The 19,078-nt window shown below is 74.0% G+C and carries 16 protein-coding genes and 1 riboswitch; of the genes, 8 read left to right on the top strand and 8 right to left on the bottom strand.

The window, feature by feature from the left end; genetic code table 11:
• Positions 1 to 169: 169 nt before the first annotated feature.
• Positions 170 to 3,301: an FAD-binding and (Fe-S)-binding domain-containing protein gene (locus ACFW47_RS17480; RefSeq protein WP_386306197.1), complete on the top strand. Its 3,132-nt coding sequence runs from the start codon at positions 170 to 172 to the stop codon at positions 3,299 to 3,301.
• Positions 3,302 to 3,395: 94 nt separating this feature from the next.
• On the opposite strand, the gene ACFW47_RS17485 is transcribed toward ACFW47_RS17480, so the two are convergent.
• Positions 3,396 to 3,845 carry a hypothetical protein gene (locus ACFW47_RS17485; protein ID WP_386276773.1) on the bottom strand — a complete coding sequence of 150 codons (450 nt, stop codon included), beginning with the start codon at positions 3,843 to 3,845 and terminating at the stop codon, positions 3,396 to 3,398.
• 273 nt (positions 3,846 to 4,118) lie between these two features.
• Between ACFW47_RS17485 and ACFW47_RS17490 the strand changes: the two genes are divergently transcribed.
• The 6 genes from ACFW47_RS17490 to ACFW47_RS17515 all read left to right on the top strand — a co-directional run bounded on the left by ACFW47_RS17490 (position 4,119) and on the right by ACFW47_RS17515 (position 8,920).
• Entirely contained in the window at positions 4,119 to 5,474 is a 1,356-nt protein-coding gene (locus tag ACFW47_RS17490) for a chloride channel protein (RefSeq protein ID WP_386276776.1), read from the top strand.
• Positions 5,471 to 6,013 (top strand): potassium channel family protein, encoded by a 543-nt coding sequence (locus tag ACFW47_RS17495; RefSeq protein ID WP_386276778.1) that lies wholly within the window; start codon positions 5,471 to 5,473, stop codon positions 6,011 to 6,013. Before ACFW47_RS17490 ends, ACFW47_RS17495 begins: the two co-directional genes overlap by 4 nt.
• 53 nt (positions 6,014 to 6,066) lie before the next feature.
• Positions 6,067 to 6,253, top strand: a riboswitch (cobalamin riboswitch).
• Between the two features lie 29 nt (positions 6,254 to 6,282).
• The gene (locus ACFW47_RS17500; RefSeq protein ID WP_386276780.1) at positions 6,283 to 6,996 is read left to right on the top strand and encodes an energy-coupling factor ABC transporter permease; all 714 of its coding nucleotides are present in this window, start codon (positions 6,283 to 6,285) and stop codon (positions 6,994 to 6,996) included.
• Positions 6,993 to 7,337, top strand: coding sequence for an energy-coupling factor ABC transporter substrate-binding protein (locus ACFW47_RS17505; protein WP_386306198.1), 345 nt, complete (start codon positions 6,993 to 6,995; stop codon positions 7,335 to 7,337). The genes ACFW47_RS17500 and ACFW47_RS17505 overlap by 4 nt, the downstream gene beginning before the upstream one ends.
• Complete coding sequence (gene cbiQ / locus ACFW47_RS17510) at positions 7,338 to 8,087, top strand: cobalt ECF transporter T component CbiQ (RefSeq protein ID WP_386306200.1); 750 nt, start codon at positions 7,338 to 7,340, stop codon at positions 8,085 to 8,087.
• Complete coding sequence (locus tag ACFW47_RS17515; RefSeq protein WP_386306202.1) at positions 8,084 to 8,920, top strand: ATP-binding cassette domain-containing protein; 837 nt, start codon at positions 8,084 to 8,086, stop codon at positions 8,918 to 8,920. Before cbiQ ends, ACFW47_RS17515 begins: the two co-directional genes overlap by 4 nt.
• Before the next feature lie 16 nt (positions 8,921 to 8,936).
• On the opposite strand, the gene ACFW47_RS17520 is transcribed toward ACFW47_RS17515, so the two are convergent.
• The 3 genes from ACFW47_RS17520 to ACFW47_RS17530 form a co-directional block, all read right to left on the bottom strand.
• Positions 8,937 to 10,547: an MFS transporter gene (locus tag ACFW47_RS17520; protein WP_386306203.1), complete on the bottom strand. Its 1,611-nt coding sequence runs from the start codon at positions 10,545 to 10,547 to the stop codon at positions 8,937 to 8,939.
• Between the two features lie 207 nt (positions 10,548 to 10,754).
• Positions 10,755 to 11,456, bottom strand: coding sequence for a TetR/AcrR family transcriptional regulator (locus ACFW47_RS17525; protein ID WP_386306204.1), 702 nt, complete (start codon positions 11,454 to 11,456; stop codon positions 10,755 to 10,757).
• A 106-nt stretch (positions 11,457 to 11,562) separates the two neighbouring features.
• Positions 11,563 to 12,957, bottom strand: coding sequence for an APC family permease (locus ACFW47_RS17530; protein ID WP_386276792.1), 1,395 nt, complete (start codon positions 12,955 to 12,957; stop codon positions 11,563 to 11,565).
• A gap of 163 nt (positions 12,958 to 13,120) precedes the next feature.
• On the opposite strand from ACFW47_RS17530, the gene ACFW47_RS17535 reads away from it, so the two are divergent.
• On the top strand, positions 13,121 to 14,089 hold the full coding sequence (locus ACFW47_RS17535; RefSeq protein ID WP_386276794.1) for a threo-3-hydroxy-L-aspartate ammonia-lyase: 969 nt from the start codon (positions 13,121 to 13,123) through the stop codon (positions 14,087 to 14,089).
• A 23-nt stretch (positions 14,090 to 14,112) separates the two neighbouring features.
• Here ACFW47_RS17535 and ACFW47_RS17540 read toward each other — a convergent pair whose 3' ends face one another.
• The 4 genes from ACFW47_RS17540 to ACFW47_RS17555 all read right to left on the bottom strand — a co-directional run bounded on the left by ACFW47_RS17540 (position 14,113) and on the right by ACFW47_RS17555 (position 18,973).
• Positions 14,113 to 15,138 carry a MerR family transcriptional regulator gene (locus tag ACFW47_RS17540; protein WP_386306205.1) on the bottom strand — a complete coding sequence of 342 codons (1,026 nt, stop codon included), beginning with the start codon at positions 15,136 to 15,138 and terminating at the stop codon, positions 14,113 to 14,115.
• On the bottom strand, positions 15,132 to 15,902 hold the full coding sequence (locus tag ACFW47_RS17545; protein ID WP_386306206.1) for a HEAT repeat domain-containing protein: 771 nt from the start codon (positions 15,900 to 15,902) through the stop codon (positions 15,132 to 15,134). Before ACFW47_RS17545 ends, ACFW47_RS17540 begins: the two co-directional genes overlap by 7 nt.
• Positions 15,903 to 16,131: 229 nt before the next feature.
• Entirely contained in the window at positions 16,132 to 17,361 is a 1,230-nt protein-coding gene (locus ACFW47_RS17550; RefSeq protein ID WP_386306208.1) for a Clp protease N-terminal domain-containing protein, read from the bottom strand.
• Between the two features lie 100 nt (positions 17,362 to 17,461).
• The gene (locus tag ACFW47_RS17555; protein WP_386306210.1) at positions 17,462 to 18,973 is read right to left on the bottom strand and encodes an MFS transporter; all 1,512 of its coding nucleotides are present in this window, start codon (positions 18,971 to 18,973) and stop codon (positions 17,462 to 17,464) included.
• Positions 18,974 to 19,078 lie beyond the last annotated feature (105 nt).

Here is a 19,078-nt window from a genome sequence, read left to right on the forward strand (position 1 = left end):
ATTGCGTGCACCAGCCAATTCTTACGCCAAGTCACCCGTTCGGCCCAACACCGACACGGTTCGCGACGCTCCGTGTCCGGCGGTTGCCGCCTCAGGGGCCGGGGTACTCAGCGACGGCCGCGCCACGCGCGCGATGACGTTGCCGCGCCGACAGCCGAAGGAGAGCCCCATGGGTGCGCTGGACCTGCCCGAACCCGTCGTCCGCGAGGGCGTACCCGCGCCCGTCGACCTCCGGGGGCTCGAGGCCGCGCTGCGCGAACGGGTCGACGGCGAGGTCCGCTTCGACGCCGGGAGCCGGGCCGCGTACTCCACGGACGCCTCGAACTTCCGGCAGACACCCATGGGAGTGGTCGTCCCGCGCACCCCGGAGGCCGGCGCGGAGGCGGTGTCCGTGGCCAGGGAGTACGGTGCGCCCGTGCTGTCGCGGGGCGGCGGGACGAGCCTGGCCGGGCAGTGCACGGGCGCCGGGGTGGTGCTCGACTGGTCGAAGTACTGCACCCGCGTGGAGTCCGTGGACACCGACGCCCGCACCTGCGTGGTGCAGCCCGGGATCGTGCTGGACGACCTCAACCGGCAGCTCGCTCCGTACGGCCTGCGCTACGGGCCGGAGCCCGCCACCCACGCCAACTGCACCATCGGCGGCATGATCGGCAACAACTCCTGCGGCGCCACCGCGCAGGCGTACGGCAAGGTCGTCGACAACATCGCCCGGCTGGAGGTGCTGCTCTACGACGGGACCCGCTTCTGGTGCGGGGAGACCGGCGACGAGGAGTACGCCGGGATCGAGCGGCAGGGCGACCTGCGGGCGACCGTATACCGGCGGCTGCGCGCGCTGCGCGACACCTACGGGGACGAGATCCGCCGCCGGTTCCCACAAATCCCGCGCCGGGTGTCCGGCTACAACCTGGACTCGCTGCTGCCCGAGCACGGCTTCGACGTGGCCGGGCTGCTGGTGGGCAGCGAGTCCACGCTGGTCACCGTCCTGCGGGCGGAGCTGGAACTGGTGCCGGTGGTGAAGGAACGGGTGCTGGTGGTGCTCGGGTTCGACGCCATCGACAAGGCCGCCGACGCCGTGCCCGACATCCTGCCGCACGAACCGATCGCGCTGGAGGGCGTGGACGCCCGGCTGGTCCGGGACCAGCGGATCAAGCGCCTCAACGACAAGGCGCTCGCCGAGCTGCCAGACGGCAACGCCTACCTGCTGGCGCAGTTCGGCGGCGACACCGTCGAGGAGGCGGGCGCGCGGGCGCATCGGATGCTGGAGGCGGTGCACCGCTCCGAGCACGACGCGGACTGCTCGTTCCTCGACGACCCGGCGAACGAGCGGGCGCTGTGGCAGGTCCGGGAGGCCGGGCTCGGTGCCACCGCGCACATCCCGGGCAAGCCCGACACCTTCGAGGGCTGGGAGGACTCGGCGGTCGCCCCCGGGAAGCTGGGCGACTACCTGCGGCGGCTGCGCGCGCTCTTCGAGGAGTTCGGCTACCTGAGCGACACCGGGCCCAGTCTGTACGGGCACTTCGGGCAGGGCTGCGTGCACACCCGGATCCCGTTCGACCTGTACACCGCGGACGGGGTGGCGACGTACCGGAGGTTCATGGAGCGGGCGGCCGACCTCGTCGTGGAGTTCGGCGGGTCGCTGTCCGGGGAGCACGGCGACGGGCAGAGCCGGGGCGAGCTGCTGCCGCGGATGTTCGGGGACGAGCTGGTCGAGGCGTTCGGGCGGCTGAAGGCCGTGTTCGACCCGATGGACCGGATGAACCCGGGGAAGGTCGTCGCGCCGTACGGGCTGGACGAGAACCTGCGCCTGGGCGGCGACTGGGCCCCGTACGAGCCCCGCGACCTGCGTTTCCGCTTCCCGCACGACGGGGGGTCGTTCTCGCAGGCCGCCAACCGGTGCGTCGGGGTCGGCAAGTGCCGGCAGCACACCAGTGACGGCACGGTGATGTGCCCGTCGTACCAGGTGACCCGGGAGGAGGAGCACTCGACGCGGGGCCGGGCGCGGCTGCTGTTCGAGATGCTCGACGGGCACGGGGACGGCGCCCTGCGGGACGGCTGGCGGTCCCAGGCGGTCAAGGACGCGCTCGATCTCTGTCTGGCCTGCAAGGGGTGCAAGAAGGACTGTCCGGCGGACGTGGACATGGCCACGTACAAGGCGGAGTTCCTGTCCCACCACTACGAAGGCCGGCCGTGGCGCAGGCCCCGCTCGGACTGGTCGATGGGCTGGCTCCCGGCGCTGGCGCAGGTGGTGGGCCGCACCCGGCTCGCGCCGGTCGTCAACGCGCTCACCCACGCCCCGCTGCTGTCGAAGGCGGCCGTGCTGGTCGCCGGGGTGGCGGACCGGGAGGTGCCGCTGTTCGCGGAGCGGACCTTCGAGCAGTGGTTCGAGCGCCACGAACCGGAGGGCGACGGGCGGCGCGGGTCGGTGCTGCTGTGGCCGGACACCTTCACCAACCATTTCCACCCGCACATCGGACGGGCCGCGGTCCGGGTGCTGGAGCACGCCGGCTGGCGGGTGGAGCTGCCGTCCGAGCCGCTGTGCTGCGGGCTGACCTGGATCTCCACCGGGCAGCTGGGCACGGCGCAGAAGGTCCTCACCCGGACCGTGCGCGGCCTCGCCGAGCACGTGCGGGCGGGCGGTCTGGTGGTGGCGCTGGAGCCGAGCTGCACGGCGGTGTTCCGGGCGGACGCGGGCGAGATGTTCCCCGGCGACCAGGACGTGCGCCGGCTGGCGGAGCAGACGGTCACGCTGTCCGAGCTGCTGACCGAGCACTCCCCGGGCTACGAGCCGCCGCGGGTGCCCGAGCGGTCCGCGAAGGCGCTGGCCCAGGTGCACTGCCACCAGCACGCGATCATGGGCTGGGAGGCCGACCGGGAACTGCTGCGCCGGGCCGGGGTCGACGCCGAGCGGCTGGACTCCGGGTGCTGCGGGCTGGCCGGCAACTTCGGTTTCGAGCGGGGCCACCTGGACGTCAGCGAGGCGTGCGCGGAGCGGGTGCTGCTGCCCCGGCTGCGGGAGGAGGACGAGGCGACGGTGGTCCTCGCCGACGGGTTCAGCTGCCGCACGCAGATCCACGAGTTCGACAGCGGCGGCCACGAGGGCGTGCACCTGGCGGAGCTGCTGGCCTCGGCGCTGCCCCGGCCCGCCGGGGACACCGACGTGCCGGGCAGCGCTTACGGCACCGCGCCGGGCGCCCGGCCGACGGCGCCGGGGCGGCGGGCGAAGGCGCTGGCCCTCGCGGGTACGGGGCTGGCGGCCGTCGGCTCGGCGGCGGCCCTGAGCCGGGCCCTGCGGCATCGCTGAAGGCCCGTCCCCGGCCTGCCGACGGCGGTGACCTCCGGGAGCCGGGTACGGCTCCGGAGGGCACCGGCGGGGGACGGTTCTTCTTGACGGTTCTTCAGGCGGCCTGGTCCTGGCGGCTGGCCAGGGCCCAGATGACGAAGACGTCGATCGCCATCATGATCACGGACCAGACGGGCGAGTACGGCAGGAACAGGAACTGGGCGATCAGGCTGAGCGAGGCCAGGAAGATACCGGCGAAGCGTGCCCAGGCCATGTCCTTGAGCAGGCCGACTCCGGTGACGAGGACCAGGGCGCCCAGGATGACGTGGATGACGCCCCAGCCCGTCAGGCTGAGCTCGTAGACGTAACTGCCGACGCGGGCGTACACGTCGTCCTCGGCGATGGCCGCGATGCCCTGCAGGACGGCGAGGGCGCCGTTCAGCAGCAGCAGTACGCCCGCGAAGACGACGCCGCCGGTCACCCAGCCGCTGGAACGGTCCGCCGACCGCGGGGTGCCGGTGCCGTGCGTCGGCCTGCCGGGAGAAGGTGCGGCGTGCTGGCTCATGAGCGGAGTCCTTTCTGCGTGTCCCCCGTACGGACCTGCGCCCGTCGGCACCGCGAGGCGCCGACAGGTCATTCGAGCCTGCGGCCACCCGCACCGCCCGGCCACGCGGGTCCGCCGGACGGGTGAATCCGGCAGACGCCGCGCCCTGCCGCCCGGTCCCCGGGACGGACGCCGTGCGCGTGCGGGCCCGGGACGCCTCACGTTTACTGAGCCGCACATGCGAACGCTCGTGAGGGACCGGGTGCCGCGGGTGCGGTGGACGGAGGAGGGCCCGTGACGACGCAGCCCGCGCCGGCCAACGCGGTGCCGGGCCGGGCCGAGCAGTCCCTGCGGCGCACCCTGCTCAGCCCCGGCTATCTGCGGCTGTTGCTGCTGTGCGTGCTGCTGGGGGTGCCCATCGCGCTGGCCTGCTTCTTCTTCGTCGGGCTGCAGCACGAACTCCAGCACTGGGTGTGGACGGCGCTGCCCGAGGCGGTGGGGTACGACGCCCCGCCCTGGTGGTGGCCGCTGCCCGCGCTGGTGCTGGCGGGGCTGATCCTGGCGCCGATCGTGACCCGGATGCCGGGCGGCGGCGGTCATCTGCCGGTGAACGGGCTGGGCGGCGCGCCCGTCGGCCCCCGCGCGCTGCCCGGTGCGGTTCTGGCCGCGCTGGCCACGCTGCCCCTGGGGGTGGTACTGGGACCGGAGGCGCCGCTGATGGCCGTGGGCAGCGGGCTCGCCCTCCTGGCGGTGCGGCGGGCGGGCGCGGCCGGGGACCCGAAAGCGAGCGCGGTCCTCGCCACGGCCGGCTCCACCGCAGCGATCTCCACCATTCTCGGCGGCCCGGTGGCCGCGGCCGTGCTGCTCATCGAGGGCGCCGGGCTCGGCGGCGCCCAGCTGGTCACCCTGCTGCTGCCCTGCCTGCTGGCCAGCGCGACGGGCGCCCTGGTCTTCACCGGCTTCGGCCAGTGGACCGGCCTGAAGACCGGCGCCCTCACGCTGCACGACCTGCCGCCGGGCGCCAATCCGGACGCCGGGGACTTCCTCTGGGGCGTCCCCACGGCGGCGCTGATCGCGGTGCTGATCACACTGGCCCGCGCGCTGGGGCGGCGCACGGTCTCCTGGACGCGGGAGCACACGGCCGTCCGGACCGTCGCCTGCGCCACGGCGGTCGGCGTCTGCGTCGCCGCGTACGCCCTGATCACCGGCCGCTCCCCGGCGCAGGCGGCACTGTCCGGGCAGGCCACGCTCGCCGAGCTCGCCGCGCACCCGCACGCCTGGTCGGTGGGCGCGCTGGTGGCGCTGGTCGCGTGCAAGGGGCTGGCCTGGGGCATCGCGCTGGGCAGTCTGCGCGGCGGCCCGATCTTCCCGGCGGTGCTGCTGGGCACGGCGACGGCCCTGGCCTGCTCCGGCCTGCCCGGCTTCGGCACGACGCCGGCCCTCGCCCTCGGCATCTCCGCCGCGGCGGCCGCGGTGACGGGGCTGCCGCTGGCCAGCGCCGTGCTGGCGGTGCTGCTGATGGGCGGCGACGCGCACGACCAGATGCCGCTGATCGTCACCGGGTCGGTGGTCGCCTTCATCGTCGCCCAGGTGGCACACCGGACCGAGCCGGGCGCGGACGGGGGGCCGGCGGCCGGGGCGGTGCGGTGAGGGGGCGGTGGGCCAAGTGGCGCGCGGTGCGGCCCTGGGTGGTGCGGGCCGGGGCCGCGACGGTCGTGGTCACGGCCTATTTCCTCCTCCCCCTCGACCACCTGGGCCCGCAGCGCCCCCTGGTGAGCTGGCTGCTGTTCGCCCTGGTCCTGGCCGTCGTGGCCGTGCTGCTGCTCCGGCAGATCCGGCACGTGCTGGTCGACCGGCCGGACTCCCGTCCCGGGATGGTCCTCTCCCTGCTGATCGTCCTGTCCGTGCACGTCTTCTCCGCCACCTACTACGCCCTCGCCAAGCAGCCCGGTGAGTTCACCGGCCTCCACACCCGCGTCGACGCCCTGTACTTCACCGTCGTCACCCTGGCGACCGTCGGGTACGGCGACATCGCTCCGCGGGGCCAGTCGGCGCGGATCGTGACGGTCCTGCAGATCGCGTACAGCTTCGTGTTCCTGACCGCCGCCGCGACCGCGCTGACGCAGCGGATGCGCGACATGGTGGTGCGGCGCACGGGCCGGGGCCGGTCCGGCTCGCAGGACGGCTGAGGGGTGCGCGCCCGCCGGGCGGGAGGCCCGCTTGTCACCGCCTCGTGGGAGCACTACCGTCGTCACGCCTTGGTGAACGGGAAATCCGGTGTGATGCCGGTGCGGCCCTCGCCACTGTGAATCGGGAAGTCCGGCTCCGGCCCTCGCGGGCAGCCACTGGATCGCTTGCGATCCGGGAAGGCGGAGCACGGGCGGTGGTACCCGTAAGCCAGGAGACCGGCCAAGGCGCGTCGTCCATCCACGAGGTGCTGGAGAGGGTCTGCCGAGTCATGCACATAGCCGAGGGCTTTCTGCCTCCGGCGCACGCGATCGCCTGGGGTGTCGCGTCCGCGCCGTTCGTCGTCCACGGAGTACGGTCACTCACCCGTGAGGTCAGGGAACACCCGGAGAGCACCTTGCTCCTCGGCGCTTCCGGGGCCTTCACGTTCGTCCTGTCGGCCCTGAAACTGCCATCCGTCACCGGGAGTTGCTCCCACCCGACCGGCACCGGTCTGGGCGCGATCCTCTTCCGGCCGCCGGTCATGGCGGTACTGGGCACCATCACCCTGCTCTTCCAGGCGCTGCTGCTCGCGCACGGCGGGCTGACCACGCTCGGCGCCAACGTCTTCTCGATGGCGATCGTCGGCCCCTGGGCCGGGTACGGCGTCTACCGGCTGCTGCGCCGCTGCGACGTGCCGCTGATGGTCACCGTGTTCTGCGGGGCGTTCGTCGCCGACCTGTCCACGTACTGCGTCACCAGCGTGCAGCTGGCGCTGGCCTTCCCCGATCCGGGCAGCGGGTTCCTGGGCTCGCTCGGCAAGTTCGGGTCCGTCTTCGCCGTCACCCAGATCCCGCTGGCGGTGAGCGAGGGCCTGCTCACCGTGATCGTCATGCGGCTGCTGGTGCAGTCCAGCAAGGGGGAACTGACCCGGCTGGGCGTCCTGCTGACGAAGCCGGGGACCGCGGGGTCCGAGGAGACCGAGGGACAGGCGGTGGCCCGATGAGCCGGAACGCCAAGATCAACGCCCTGCTGCTGCTCGCCGTGGCGGCGCTCGCGGTACTGCCGCTGGCGCTGGGACTCGGCGACCACAAGGAGGAGCCGTTCGCCGGGGCCGACGCGGAGGCGGAGACGGCGATCACCGAGATCGAGCCGGAGTACGAGCCGTGGTTCTCGCCGCTGTACGAACCGCCCTCGGGAGAGGTCGAGTCGGCGCTGTTCGCCCTGCAGGCCGCGATCGGCGCGGGCGTGCTGGCGTACTACTTCGGGCTGCGCCGGGGGCGGCGGCAGGGCGCGGAGCGGGCGACGGCGGCTGCTGCTGTACGGGACGCTCCCGAAGGGGACTGAGTGCTGCCGATCGACGCGGCGGCGCACAGCAGTCGCTGGCGTCGCCGTCATCCCGTGGACAAGGCCGTGCTCGGGCTCGGGCTGACCGTGCTGGCGGTCTCGCTGCCGCCCTGGCCGGGTGCGGCGCTGGTGCTGGTCACGGCGCTCGCCGTGCTGCTGGGGCCGGCGGGGGTGCCCGGGCGCAGGCTGTGGCGGGCGTACCGGGTGCCGCTGGGCTTCTGCGTGACGGGGGCGCTGCCGCTGCTCGTTCAGGTCGGCGGTCCGGACAGGTTCCTGACGGCGGCGGACGGCGGACCGGTGCGCGCCGGTGAGCTGCTGCTGCGCACCTCGGCGGCCTCCCTCGGGGTGCTGCTGTTCGCGTTCACCACGCCGATGTCCGACCTGCTGCCCCGGCTGGTGCGGGCCGGGGTGCCGGCGCCGGTGGTGGATGTGGCGCTGGTGACGTACCGCATGAGTTTCCTGCTGCTGGACTCCGTGCGCCGGGTGCGGCAGGCGCAGGCGGCGCGGCTGGGGCACACCACCCGGGCCGCGGCCTGGCGTTCGCTCGGCGGGCTCGGCGCCACGGCGTTCGTGCGGACCTTCGACCGGGCGGCGCGGCTGCAGAGCGGGCTCGCCGGGCGCGGCTACGACGGCACCCTGCGGGTCCTGGTGCCCGAGGCCCGCGTCTCGGTGCCGTTCACCGCGGCGAGCGTGGCGCTGCTGGCGGCGCTGGCCGCCCTCACCCTCGTACTGGAAGGTCCCCTGTCGTGAACGAGCCGGAGGCGGCCCTGGTGGCCCTGCGGGGCGTGTCCTTCGCCTACGAGGAGGGGCCGGACGTGCTGACCGGCCTGGACTTCGCGGTGCGCGAGGGGCGCGCGCTCGCGCTGCTGGGCCGCAACGGCAGCGGCAAGACCACGCTGATGCGGCTGCTCAGCGGCGGACTGAGGCCGCGCGCCGGGCGGTTGACGCTCGACGGGGAGCCGGTGGCGTACGACCGCCGGGGGCTCACCCGGCTGCGGACCACGGTGCAGCTGGTGGTGCAGGACCCGGACGACCAGCTCTTCGCGGCGTCCGTCGCGCAGGACGTGTCCTTCGGACCGCTGAACCTCGGACTGTCCGACGCCGAGGTCCGGTCCCGGGTCGGGGAGGCGCTCGCCGCCCTGGACATCGCCCGGCTGGCCGACCGGCCCACCCATCTGCTGTCGTACGGGCAGCGCAAGCGGGCCGCGATCGCCGGAGCCGTGGCGATGCGGCCCCGGGTGCTGATCCTGGACGAGCCGACCGCCGGGCTCGATCCGGACGGGCAGGAGCGGCTGCTCGCCACCCTGGACCGGCTCCGCGCGGGCGGCACGACGGTGGTGATGGCCACCCACGACGTCGACCTCGCCCTGCGCTGGTCGGACGACGCCGCGCTGCTCACGCCCGCCGGTGTGCGCACCGGCCCGACGGCCGCGACGCTGGCCCGCACGGAACTGCTGCGGCAGGCCGGGCTGCGCCTGCCGTGGGGCGTCGCGGCGGCTCGCGTGCTGCGCGCGCGGGGGCTGCTGGCGGACTCGGCGACGGGTCCCCGTACCGCGGAGGAGCTGGCGGCGCTGACCGAGTGACGCGAGCTGCCCGGGGTCAGTGTGACGCGTCGCTGAGCGCCGGCTCCGGCGTCTCGGCCGGCTTCTCCCCGGGGCGCTGCCGGACGCGGCGGCCGGGCAGTACCGCGAGGACGATCAGGGTGCCGGCGGCCATGATGACGCCGCCGACGAGGCTGGTCGCCGACACTCCGTGGGCGAAGGCCTGGTTCACCGCGTCGGCCATGGCCCGGGCCTGCTCGGGTCCGGCCTGCGGACTGGTCGCGAGCCGCTCGGCGACGGCCAGCCCGCCGCCCACGGAGTCCTGGGCGGTGTCCAGGGCGGCGGCCGGGAGGCGGTCGCCCACCAGGCCGGCGAGTTCGTCGCGGTAGGCGGTGCCGAGCAGGGAGCCCAGTACGGCGATGCCCAGCGAGCCGCCCAGCTCCAGCGCGGTGTCGTTGGCGCCGCCGCCGACGCCCAGCTCGCTCTCCGGGAAGGAGCCCATGATGGTGTCGGTGGCCGGGGAGACGCTCAGTCCGATCGCGAGGCCGAGCAGCAGCATCGGGGCGAGGAAGTCGCCGTAGCCGGAGTCCTTCTCGATGAGGACCAGCAGGAAGACACCGACGGTGCCGATCACCATGCCGGAGCCCACCATCGCCTTGACGCCCAGCCTCGGGGTCAGCTTGCCGGTCAGCGCGGCGCCGGCGAAGACGGCGCCGGCCAGCGGCAGCAGCCGTACGCCGGTCTCCAGCGCGCCGTAGCCGAGGACGAACTGCAGGAACTGCGTGGCGTAGTAGATGGCGCCGTAGGTGCCGAAGAAGAAGAACAGCACGGCGAGCATGGAGCCGCTGAAGGGGCGCAGCAGGAACCTGCGCACGTCCAGCATCGGCTGCGGGTGGCGCAGCTCCCAGAGCACGAAGGCCACCAGACCGACGCCTGCGGCGACGGCCGCGGCGACCGGACCGGCACCCCAGCCGAAGTGCGGGCCCTCGATGGTCGCGTAGACGAGGCTGCCGACGGAGACGATGGACAGCAGCCCGCCGACGTAGTCGATCCGGCCCATGCCGGCCGCCCTGGACGGTGGGACGAGGGCGAGCGCGCCGATGACGGCGGCGACGGCGATGGGGACGTTGACCAGGAAGGTGGAGCCCCAGGCGTGGTCCTCCAGGAGCCGGCCCGCGACCAGCGGGCCGACCGCGATGGCGAGCCCCGAGGTGGCGGTCCAGGCCGTGATGGCGCGGGCCCGCTCCCCCTTGGGGAAGACCGCGACCAGCAGGGACAGCGTGGCCGGCATGACGACGGCGGCACCGACACCCATGATCGCCCGCGCCGCGATGACCAGCCCGGTCTCGTCCACCAGGCTGCCCATCACCGAGCCGCCCGCGAAGACCAGCAGACCGGTGATGAGCGCGCCGCGGCGGCTGTACTTGTCGCCGATCGCGCCGAGGACCAGCATCAGCGCGGCGTAGGGGACGGTGTAGCCGTCGATGACCCACTGCAGGTCGCTGCTGCTCAGGCCGAGGTCGGTCGTCATGTCCGGGGCCGCCACGATCAGCGACGTGTTGGCCATGACGACGATCAGCAGGCTCAGGCAGAGCACCAGGAGGGCCCACCAGCGCCGTTGGTAGGGACCGGTCATCTTCTCGACGGGGGTGGTGAGCAGGAGGGACATGGTTGGGGCTCCCGGATGGCGTGGGCGGCGCGGACCGGCGGAGCCGGTTAATTGCCCATCGGTGTGCAGATTAGGGCCAGCGTATTTTGTTGCACAGCGATGAGCAAATAGGGCGAGGGCCGCGTCGGGCCGGGAGGGGCGGGGACGGTTGATCCGGTGGGGCGGGGCGAGTGGTGAGTGGGGAGTGGGAACTGGGGCGGCGGGCGGTCACTCGCCGCGGCCGGGCTCCCGCGGCTCGTGCGGCTCCGCGGCTTCCGCGGCTTCCGCGGCTTCCGCGGTCAACGTCGTGGCGACGTCCCGGACCACGGCCCGGGCCCGCACCTCCGGCACACCGGCCGCGATGAGCGTGGCCGTGGCGGCGCGGGTGCCGTCGTCCTCCAGTGCCCCGGTGTTGACCTGTTCCAGCAGGGCGACGGTCATCGCCTCCAGCCCGGCGCTCAGCACCGCGGGCGGCAGGTGCGCGGGGAAGGTCCCGTCCCGCTGCCCGCGCTCCAGAACAGCGGTCACCTCGGCGCGGGCCGGCGCCAGGATCTCGGCCACCCGCTCCGCGCCCAGGTCGTGCCGGGCCAGCGCGAGGAGCATGCGGTAGCGGTCGCCGACCGGCCACATGAGCAGGTTGAAGTGGGCCAGCGCACGCTCGGCCGGTTCGGCGGTCCCGCCCCGCGCCGCCCAGGCGGCCATGGCGCCGCGCAGCGCCCCGGACGCCTCTTCGGCGAGCGCCTCCAGCAGCGCCGTGCGGCCCGGGAAGTGACCGAAGAGGGTCCGCCGTACGACACCGGCGGCCCGGGCCAGCTCCTCCAGCGTGGTGTCCGGGTTCCGCCCCAGCTCCCGGCGGGCCGTGGCGAGGATGCGCGCCCGGTTGGACCGGGCGTTGCGCCGCTGCGGCTCACGGGCGACGGGCTTGGGCACGGGAACCTCTGGGACCGGGGTGGCTGGGGGTACGGGAGTGTCCATTCTGGCACGCGGGCGGGCCACCGGCCGGGCCGGTGGCCCGCCCCGTGGCCGTCCTGGCCGGTCAGCTCGGCGTCGTCCGCCCGCGTCCGGATCGGTGACGGTCGTCGTCCCCGTCTCGGCCGTCCCCCCGCGCCCGCCCGGACCGCCGGACGGCGGCGAGCGCGGCGAGCACCGTCCCGACGGCCATCACCAGCAGTCCGCGCAGCCACACCTCGGCCTCGATCTGCGTGGCGAGGGCGACGCAGGACGCGGCGCCCAGCACGGGCAGCACGGTGGGGGCCCGGAAGTGACCGGCCTCGCCGGGGTCGCGGCGCAGGACCAGTACGGCCGTGTTGACCATGAGGAAGACCACGAGCAGCAGCAGGACCAGGGTGGACGCCAGGGTGGCGACGCTGCCGGTCAGCGCGAGCAGCATCGACAGCAGGGTCGTGAGCGCGATCGTGGCCCACGGAGTACGGCGGCCGGGCAGGACCCTGGTCAGCGCGGCGGGCAGCAGGCCGTCGCGGGCCATGCCGTAGGCGAGGCGGGAGGACATGATGCCGGTGAGCAGCGCGCCGTTCGCCACGGCGACGAGGGCGATGGCGCTGAACAGCCGGGTCGGCACTCCGCCGGCCTCCTCGACCACCTCCAGCAGCGGCCCGCTCGACTCGGCCAGCCGGGCCGTCGGGACGGCGACGGAGGCGGCGAGGCCCACCAGGACGTACACGGCGCCGGCGGTGGCCAGGGCGCCGAACAGGGCGCGCGGGTAGGAACGGCGGGGGTCGCGGGTCTCCTCTGCCACGTTCACCGAGGTCTCGAAACCGACGAAGGAGTAGTACGCCAGCACGGAACCGCTCAGTACGGCCGCCGCGGCCCCCTTCTCCGGGGTGCCGAGCTGCCCCAGCCGTCCCACGTCGCCGTCGCCGCGCAGCAGCAGCCAGCCGCCGAGGGCGACGATGACCAGGAGGCCGCCGACCTCGACGACGGTGGCGGCCACGTTGGCGCGGGTGGACTCCTTGATGCCGCGCGCGTTGACCAGTGCGAGGACGGCGAGGAACACGACCGCGACGAGTCCCACGGGCAGGGTCACGAACGCCGACAGGTAGTCGCCGCCGAAGCCGCGGGCCAGTGCGGCCACGGAGACGATGCCGGCGGCCAGCATGCAGAAGCCGGCGACGAATCCCGCGAACGGTCCGAAGGCACGGGTGGCGTAGTGCGAGGCGCCGCCCGCGCGGGGGTACTTCGTGGCCAGCTCGGCGTAGGAGGCGGCGGTCAGCATCGCCAGGAGCAGCGCGACGCCCAACGGCACCCACACCGCGCCCCCGGCGTCGGCGGCCACCTGTCCCACCAGGACGTAGACGCCGGCGCCGAGAACGTCGCCGAGGATGAAGAAGTACAGCAGCGGGGTGGTCAGCGCGCGCTTGAGCGCCGGGCTGCCGGGGGTGTCCGCCGGTCGTCGTGTCGCGAGTCTCGCCATGGCGCCTCAGGTTTCCCGTACGGCGCGGAACAAGCCACGAACACCAGGGATGGCGGCGGCCGAGCCGGTGGAGGAGGCCGGAGCGGGACGCTACGTTGACTCGCGCGACGCCTCGCGGGTCAGGGCCGACCCGCTCGGAGTTCTCCAGGAGGGACCTCACACCATGACCACCGCACCGCCCGTCACCTTCGCCGACGTCCGGGACGCCGCCGCACGTCTCGACGGCATCGCGCACCGCACCCCGGTCCTCACCTCCCGCACGCTCGACGCCCTGGTCGGCGCCGAGGTGTTCGTGAAGTGCGAGAATTTCCAGCGGGTCGGCGCCTTCAAGTTCCGCGGCGCCTACAACGCGGCCTCCCGGCTGTCCGCCGGGCAGCTGGCGAAGGGCATCGCCGCCTACTCCTCCGGCAACCACGCCCAGGCCGTGGCGCTGGCCGCCCGGGAACTGGGCACCACCGCCGTCATCCTCATGCCCGAGGACGCCCCGCGCTCCAAGCGGGAGGCCACCGCCGGCTACGGCGCCGAGATCGTCACCTACGACCGCTACACCCAGGACCGCACCGTCCTCGGGGAAGCGCTCGCGAAGGAGCGCGGACTCGCCCTCGTCCCGCCGTACGACCATCCGCACGTCATCGCCGGCCAGGGCACCGCCGCCCTCGAACTCCTCGAGGAGACCGGCGCGCTCGACGCCCTCGTGGTCCCCGTCGGCGGCGGTGGACTCGTCGCGGGCAGCGCCACCGCCGCCAAGGCCCTGCACCCCGGAATCCGGGTGGTCGGCGTGGAGCCGGAGGCGGGCGACGACACCAAGCGGTCTCTGGACAGCGGCGAACGCGTCACCGTTCCCGTACCCCGGACCATCGCCGACGGCCAGGCCCTGCCCACCCCCGGCGAGATCACCTTCTCCGTCAACCGGCGCCTGGTCGACGCGATCGCCCTCGTCAGCGACGACGAGATCGTCGCGGCCATGCGCTTCGCCTTCGAACGCCTGAAGGTCGTCCTCGAACCCAGCGGCGCCACCGCCCTGGCCGCGCTCATGGCCGCACGCCTGGAGCCACGCCCGCGCCGGGTCGGCGTCATCGCCTCGGGAGGAAACGTCGATGCCGGGCGGTTCGCGGAGCTGGTCGGCCGCTGAGGAAAGCGTCCACGAGCGGTGGATCACGCGGGGCCGTCGCAGGAGCGCTGCTCCAGGACGCCGGCGAAGGCCGATGCGACGAGGGCGACGGCACGGTCGTCGTCCCGGGACAGCCGGCGCAGGACCTCCAGCGGAGCGCCCCCCGACAGCTCGACCAGTGCCTGGGCCAGGCGGATCCGCGTCGCCGGGTCCGCGGTGGGCGCCGCGAGTTCGTCGTCCAGGGCGGCCATGATCCACTCCGCGCACCCGGGGTCCCGGGACAGCTTCCCCAGGACCTCGGCCGCGTCCACGTCGTTGGCCCCCTCGACCACCATGCCGACCAGCGTCGGCACGGCCGCTTCCTCGCCACGCCTGCCCAGCGCCAGCGCGGCGTGCCCGCGCACCGTCCGGTCCGCGTCCCCGAGCGCGTCCGCCAGCGCCTCGGCCGTCCCGGGGACCTCGGGCAGCGCGGCGATCGCCAGCACCGCGCGCCGCCGGACGTCGGCGTCGCCCGAGTGGAGACCGGCCGCCAGGGTCGCGAGGCCGTCCCCGCCCGACCGGGCGAGCGCCCAGCGCAGGGCGCCCCCGACGACGGGGTCCGCCTCGGACAGGACCGCCCCGGCCAGCAGCTCCGGCGGAACGGCGGCACCCTCCGGCCGGACCAGCACGGTCTGCTGCCGGCGCGCGGCGCTGGTCGAGTCGAGCCCCTGCATCAGGGCGACGACGTCCAGGACGTCCGGCCAGCCGGTGGGAGCCGACGCGTCGATCGCCCGGAGCCGCTCCAGCAGTTCCCGCTCCCGTTCCAGCCGGTCCTCCGTCCACCGGATGAGGTCGCCGACCAGGGCGGACGGCGAGAAGGCCGGGTCCTTGAGCGCGCGCCCGATCTGCTTGAGCGAGAGCCCTAGGGACCGCAGGCTCTCCACGTGGAAGATCCTGCGGACGTCCTCGGCCGAGTACTCGCGGTAGCCGCCGACGGTGCGACCGGTCGGCCGCACCAGCCCGAGGGCGTCGTAGTGCCGCAGCATGCGGGGGCTCACCCCCGAGCGGCGGGCCACTTCGCCGATCAGCACTCCGGGGCCTGCCCGGTCTGCGTGGTCGCCCTGGTCTCCATGGTCTGCGTGCTGTCCGCCCCGGCCGTCGCGGCGGCACAGGCGGCGGCCCGTTCGGGGCCGAGGGCGACGAGGCGCTTCGCCTCCTCCACGGCCGCGTCGAAACCGGCCTCGGGATCGCGCCGGAGCAGCTCCGTGGCGTGGGCGTGCGCGGCCACCACCGGGTCGGGGCCGGCCGCGGCCTTCTCCAGGGCCGGACCGGTCACGTCCCCGAGGTCGATGAGGGCCCGGCTCAGGCTCAGCCGCACCTCGCGGTCGCCGCGGCCGAGCTGTCCGGCCAGTTCGCCGGCCAGGTCCTCCTTCTCCTCCTCGGGCACGAGAACGACGGCGACGCGCCACGCGGTCCGCGCGACCTCGTCGTCGGCGTCGCGCAGCATGCCGCGCGTGATCCAGGCCCATGCGCTCCTGTCGCCGATCTTGGAGAGCGTGTGCAGCGCCTGGCTGCGGGCCTGGGTGCGCTCGGAGCCGAGTTCACGGCGGACGCGGGGCAGGGTGACCTCCGTCGGCAGGCGGGTCAGCGCCCAGGACAGCATGTCCCGCACGAAGAAGTCCGGCTCGACGGCGCACCGCTCGACGAGCGTCTCCAGGAAGCCCTGGTCGGGCCGCGTGCCGGCCGTCAGGGCCGCCTGGAGCCGGACGGACCCGTCCTCGGCGCTCAGGGCCCGGGCCACGCGGGTGTTGCGGTCGGTTCCGTCTGTGGTGTTGATCGGGACCACCTCCTGCACCCAGGGCACACCTTAACAACGTGTCAAGGTCAAGCCGCGCCCGTCCTGAAGGGCGGACCAGGCGGGAGGGACGCCTTCCACCTGCCGGTTCGTCCATCGGCGTGGGCTTCGCCCGCCGTGCGGCGCCCCGGCTCCGCGGGCCCCGGAAGGCGGCCGGCCCCGCTTCCCCCCCCGACCCCGGACGGGTCGCTGCGGCTCGCGTCGGACGCGTCGGTGAGAGGCCGTGGCCTCAGGCTTGTGCCGCTCCTCCGGGGACCCGGAGCTCCGGCTCCGCACGCAGCCCGTCCACATCCACTCCGCTCTCCGCCAGCAGACGCCCGACCTCCGCCGCGGACCGGGCGTCCGTACCGTTCTCGTCCAGGAGGGCGGCCAGCAGATGGGTCGTACCGACCGTCGGCGAACCCTGGGCGGAGGCGGTGAACTGCGTGACGTGCAGGAGCCGCCGCTCGAAATCGGCGGAACCGGCCACCTCCGGTGGTGCTTCCTCGGCGACCCCGGTGGAGGGAAGCAGCAGGCGGGCGACGGCATCCTGCCGGGCACCGTGCCGGCGCAGGAGTTCCGCCCCGCGGTTCGCTCCCTTCAGTTCCTCGGGCAGCTCACGCTCCGCCACGGTCAACGACCGCTCCAGCGCCAGTATCCCCAGCAGTACGTCGACGGGTTCCGTCTGCGACGCCCCGCGCCGCACCGCCCCCCGTCGCGCCTCGGCGCGCACCGCGGCCACGACCGGGGAGCCGAACCCGGCGCCGCCCCCGAATATCCAGGCGGTGAACTTCCGGGTCAGCGGATTGCCGCTCTTCCCGAACGTCCCCGCCTTGCGCATCATCAACACCGCGCCGGGCTCGGGCACCTCGTCACTCGCCCGCAGTGCGTCGAGCGCCGTGGAGGCCGCCGCGACGTCCACCTTCTCCACCACCATGGCCTCGCGGGCACGCGTGTCGGGCAGCTCGACCAGTGCCCGCGCCACATGGCGGACACGCACGGAGACCGTGCCCTCCTGTCGCGCGGCCTCCAGCGCCTTGCGCAGGCAGGTGCGCAGTGCGCCGGTCATGGGGGGAAGTCCGACGCTCTTCCGCCGCCCCTCCTCCTTCCGGTCCTCCTTCCGGTTCTTCCAGCGCAGCCTCCTGGCCTCCTCCTCCCGCACCTCGCGCCAGAGGGCGTCCACCTCCCGCTCGTCGTCCGGGCTTCCCGCCGTGCCGTCACCGGCGTCCCCGCTGATCCACACCGATGTCCCGCGGCTCCCGATGGAACCGCCGAGTGAGCCGGAGGCCCGCATCCCGGGGGCGATCGCGGTACCCGCGGCCCAGTCCCCCGACACCAGCGCGTACAACAGGCCTTCCGTACCGACGTCCTCGCGTTCCTGCCCGGCCACCGCCCGCATCGTCTCCAGCAACAGCTTGACGACGTCCCTCTCGAACTCGGTGGTGGTGCCGGCGTCACGGTCGGACGTTCGCTGATCCATCGGGTTTCCCCTTCGCGTGGTGGTTGCCTGTCATGAAGGACGCCGGTCCGTGCTCTCCGGCTCCACGCCGGCCGATCTACCGGCCCCCGAACTCCGAACGTCAGGAGACGGAGCACCGGACCGACAGCCGCTCGGCGGTGGCCCGTTCCTCCTGTGCCGGCTTGGGCAGCCGGCGCAGGGCGGCCGCTCCGAGGGCGGCGTGCAGAAGACTCGCCACGACCGCGACGACGTGCAGGCCGGTGACGAACGCGGACTTCGCGTCCTGGACCACGGAGGGGAGCAAGGAGGGCAGCCGGACGGTCTCGTCGAGGGTGGGGGCGAGGTCCGGACCCTGGAGACGGAAGATCAGAGCGGCGAGCGAGCCGAGGACCGCGATACCGAGGGCGTTGCCGATCTCGTTGCTCGTCTCGGCGATCGCGCCGGCCGATCCCGCGCGCTCCGCGGGGACCGCGCCGACCGCGGTGTCCGCGACGACGGCGAAGGAGATGCCGTACCCCAGTCCGGCGATAACGGTGGAAGCGGTGTACCAGCCGATGCCGCCGGTGGCCGTGGTGGGGAGCAGCAGCAACAGGCCGCCCGCGATGGAGAAGTGGCAGACGAGGAGTGCGGCCCGCGTGCCGACGCGTTCCACGACGGCCGGTGTGACGACGCAGGAGATGACGAGGGCCGCCGCCCCCGGGAGGGCCAGGAGCGCCGCGTGCAGGACACTCAGGTTCAGTACGGACTGGAGGTACACGCCGGACAGGTACGCCGTCGCCGACCATGCGGCCAGGGGCAGCAGGCCCGTGATGACGGCGATGGCGAAAACGCGGTCGCGGAAGAGGGAGAAGTCGATCAGCGGGCTGTCGAGGTGCCGCTGGCGCAGGCCGAAGAAGGCCAGTACGGCGACGCCGACGATCACCGTGGCGATCGGGAGGGCCGAGATCCCGTCGGCGGCCAGGTGCTTGATCCCGTAGATCGTGAGCAGCAGGCCCCCGGCGGAGGTCACGACGCTGAGCGGGTCGACGCGGCCTGTCCCGCCCGAGCGGACCTCTTTGAGGACGACCGGCGCGAACACCAGGAACACGACGATGACGGGGATGTTGACGAGGAAGACCGAGCCCCACCAGAAGTGGCCGAGGAGGGAGCCCCCGATGACAGGGCCGACGGCGAAGCCGGCCGCGAAGGCCGCGGCGAAGACACCGATCGCCCGGGCCCGGCGCCGGGAGTCCGGGAACAGCTCGCTCAGCACGGCCAGCGCCGAGGGCAGCAGGGTCGCGCCGGCCACGCCCATGAGCGCCCGGCAGGCGATGAGGAGTTCGGGGGTCGGGGCGAACGCGGCCCCGGCGGAACCGAGACCGAACACGGTCGCGCCCGTCATCAGGAGCTTCAGCCGGCCGTAGCGGTCGCCGATCCCGCCGAAGGCGATCAGCAGGGACCCCACAGCGAAGCCGTAGACGTCCAGGATCCACAACGCCTGGTCGGCGGTGGGTGAGAGGGCCTGGCTGATCCGGGGCATCGCCAGGAACAGGATCGATCCGTCCATGGAGACGAGGAGGACCGGGCCGAGGACCACCGCGAGCCCGAGCCAGGCCCGCAGCCCGGGTGCGTCGTGCGCATGCTGTCGAGTCATGGTGCCGACACTCGGGCACGACGTGAGCGACAGCCATCCACGTGGCGTGGGTACATCCGGCAGGTGCACCCACGGGCGGGCGTGGCCGGCACCACGCTCGGCGCG

Source organism: Streptomyces sp. NPDC058796, from assembly GCF_042745235.1.
Taxonomy (GTDB): Bacteria; Actinomycetota; Actinomycetes; order Streptomycetales; family Streptomycetaceae; genus Streptomyces.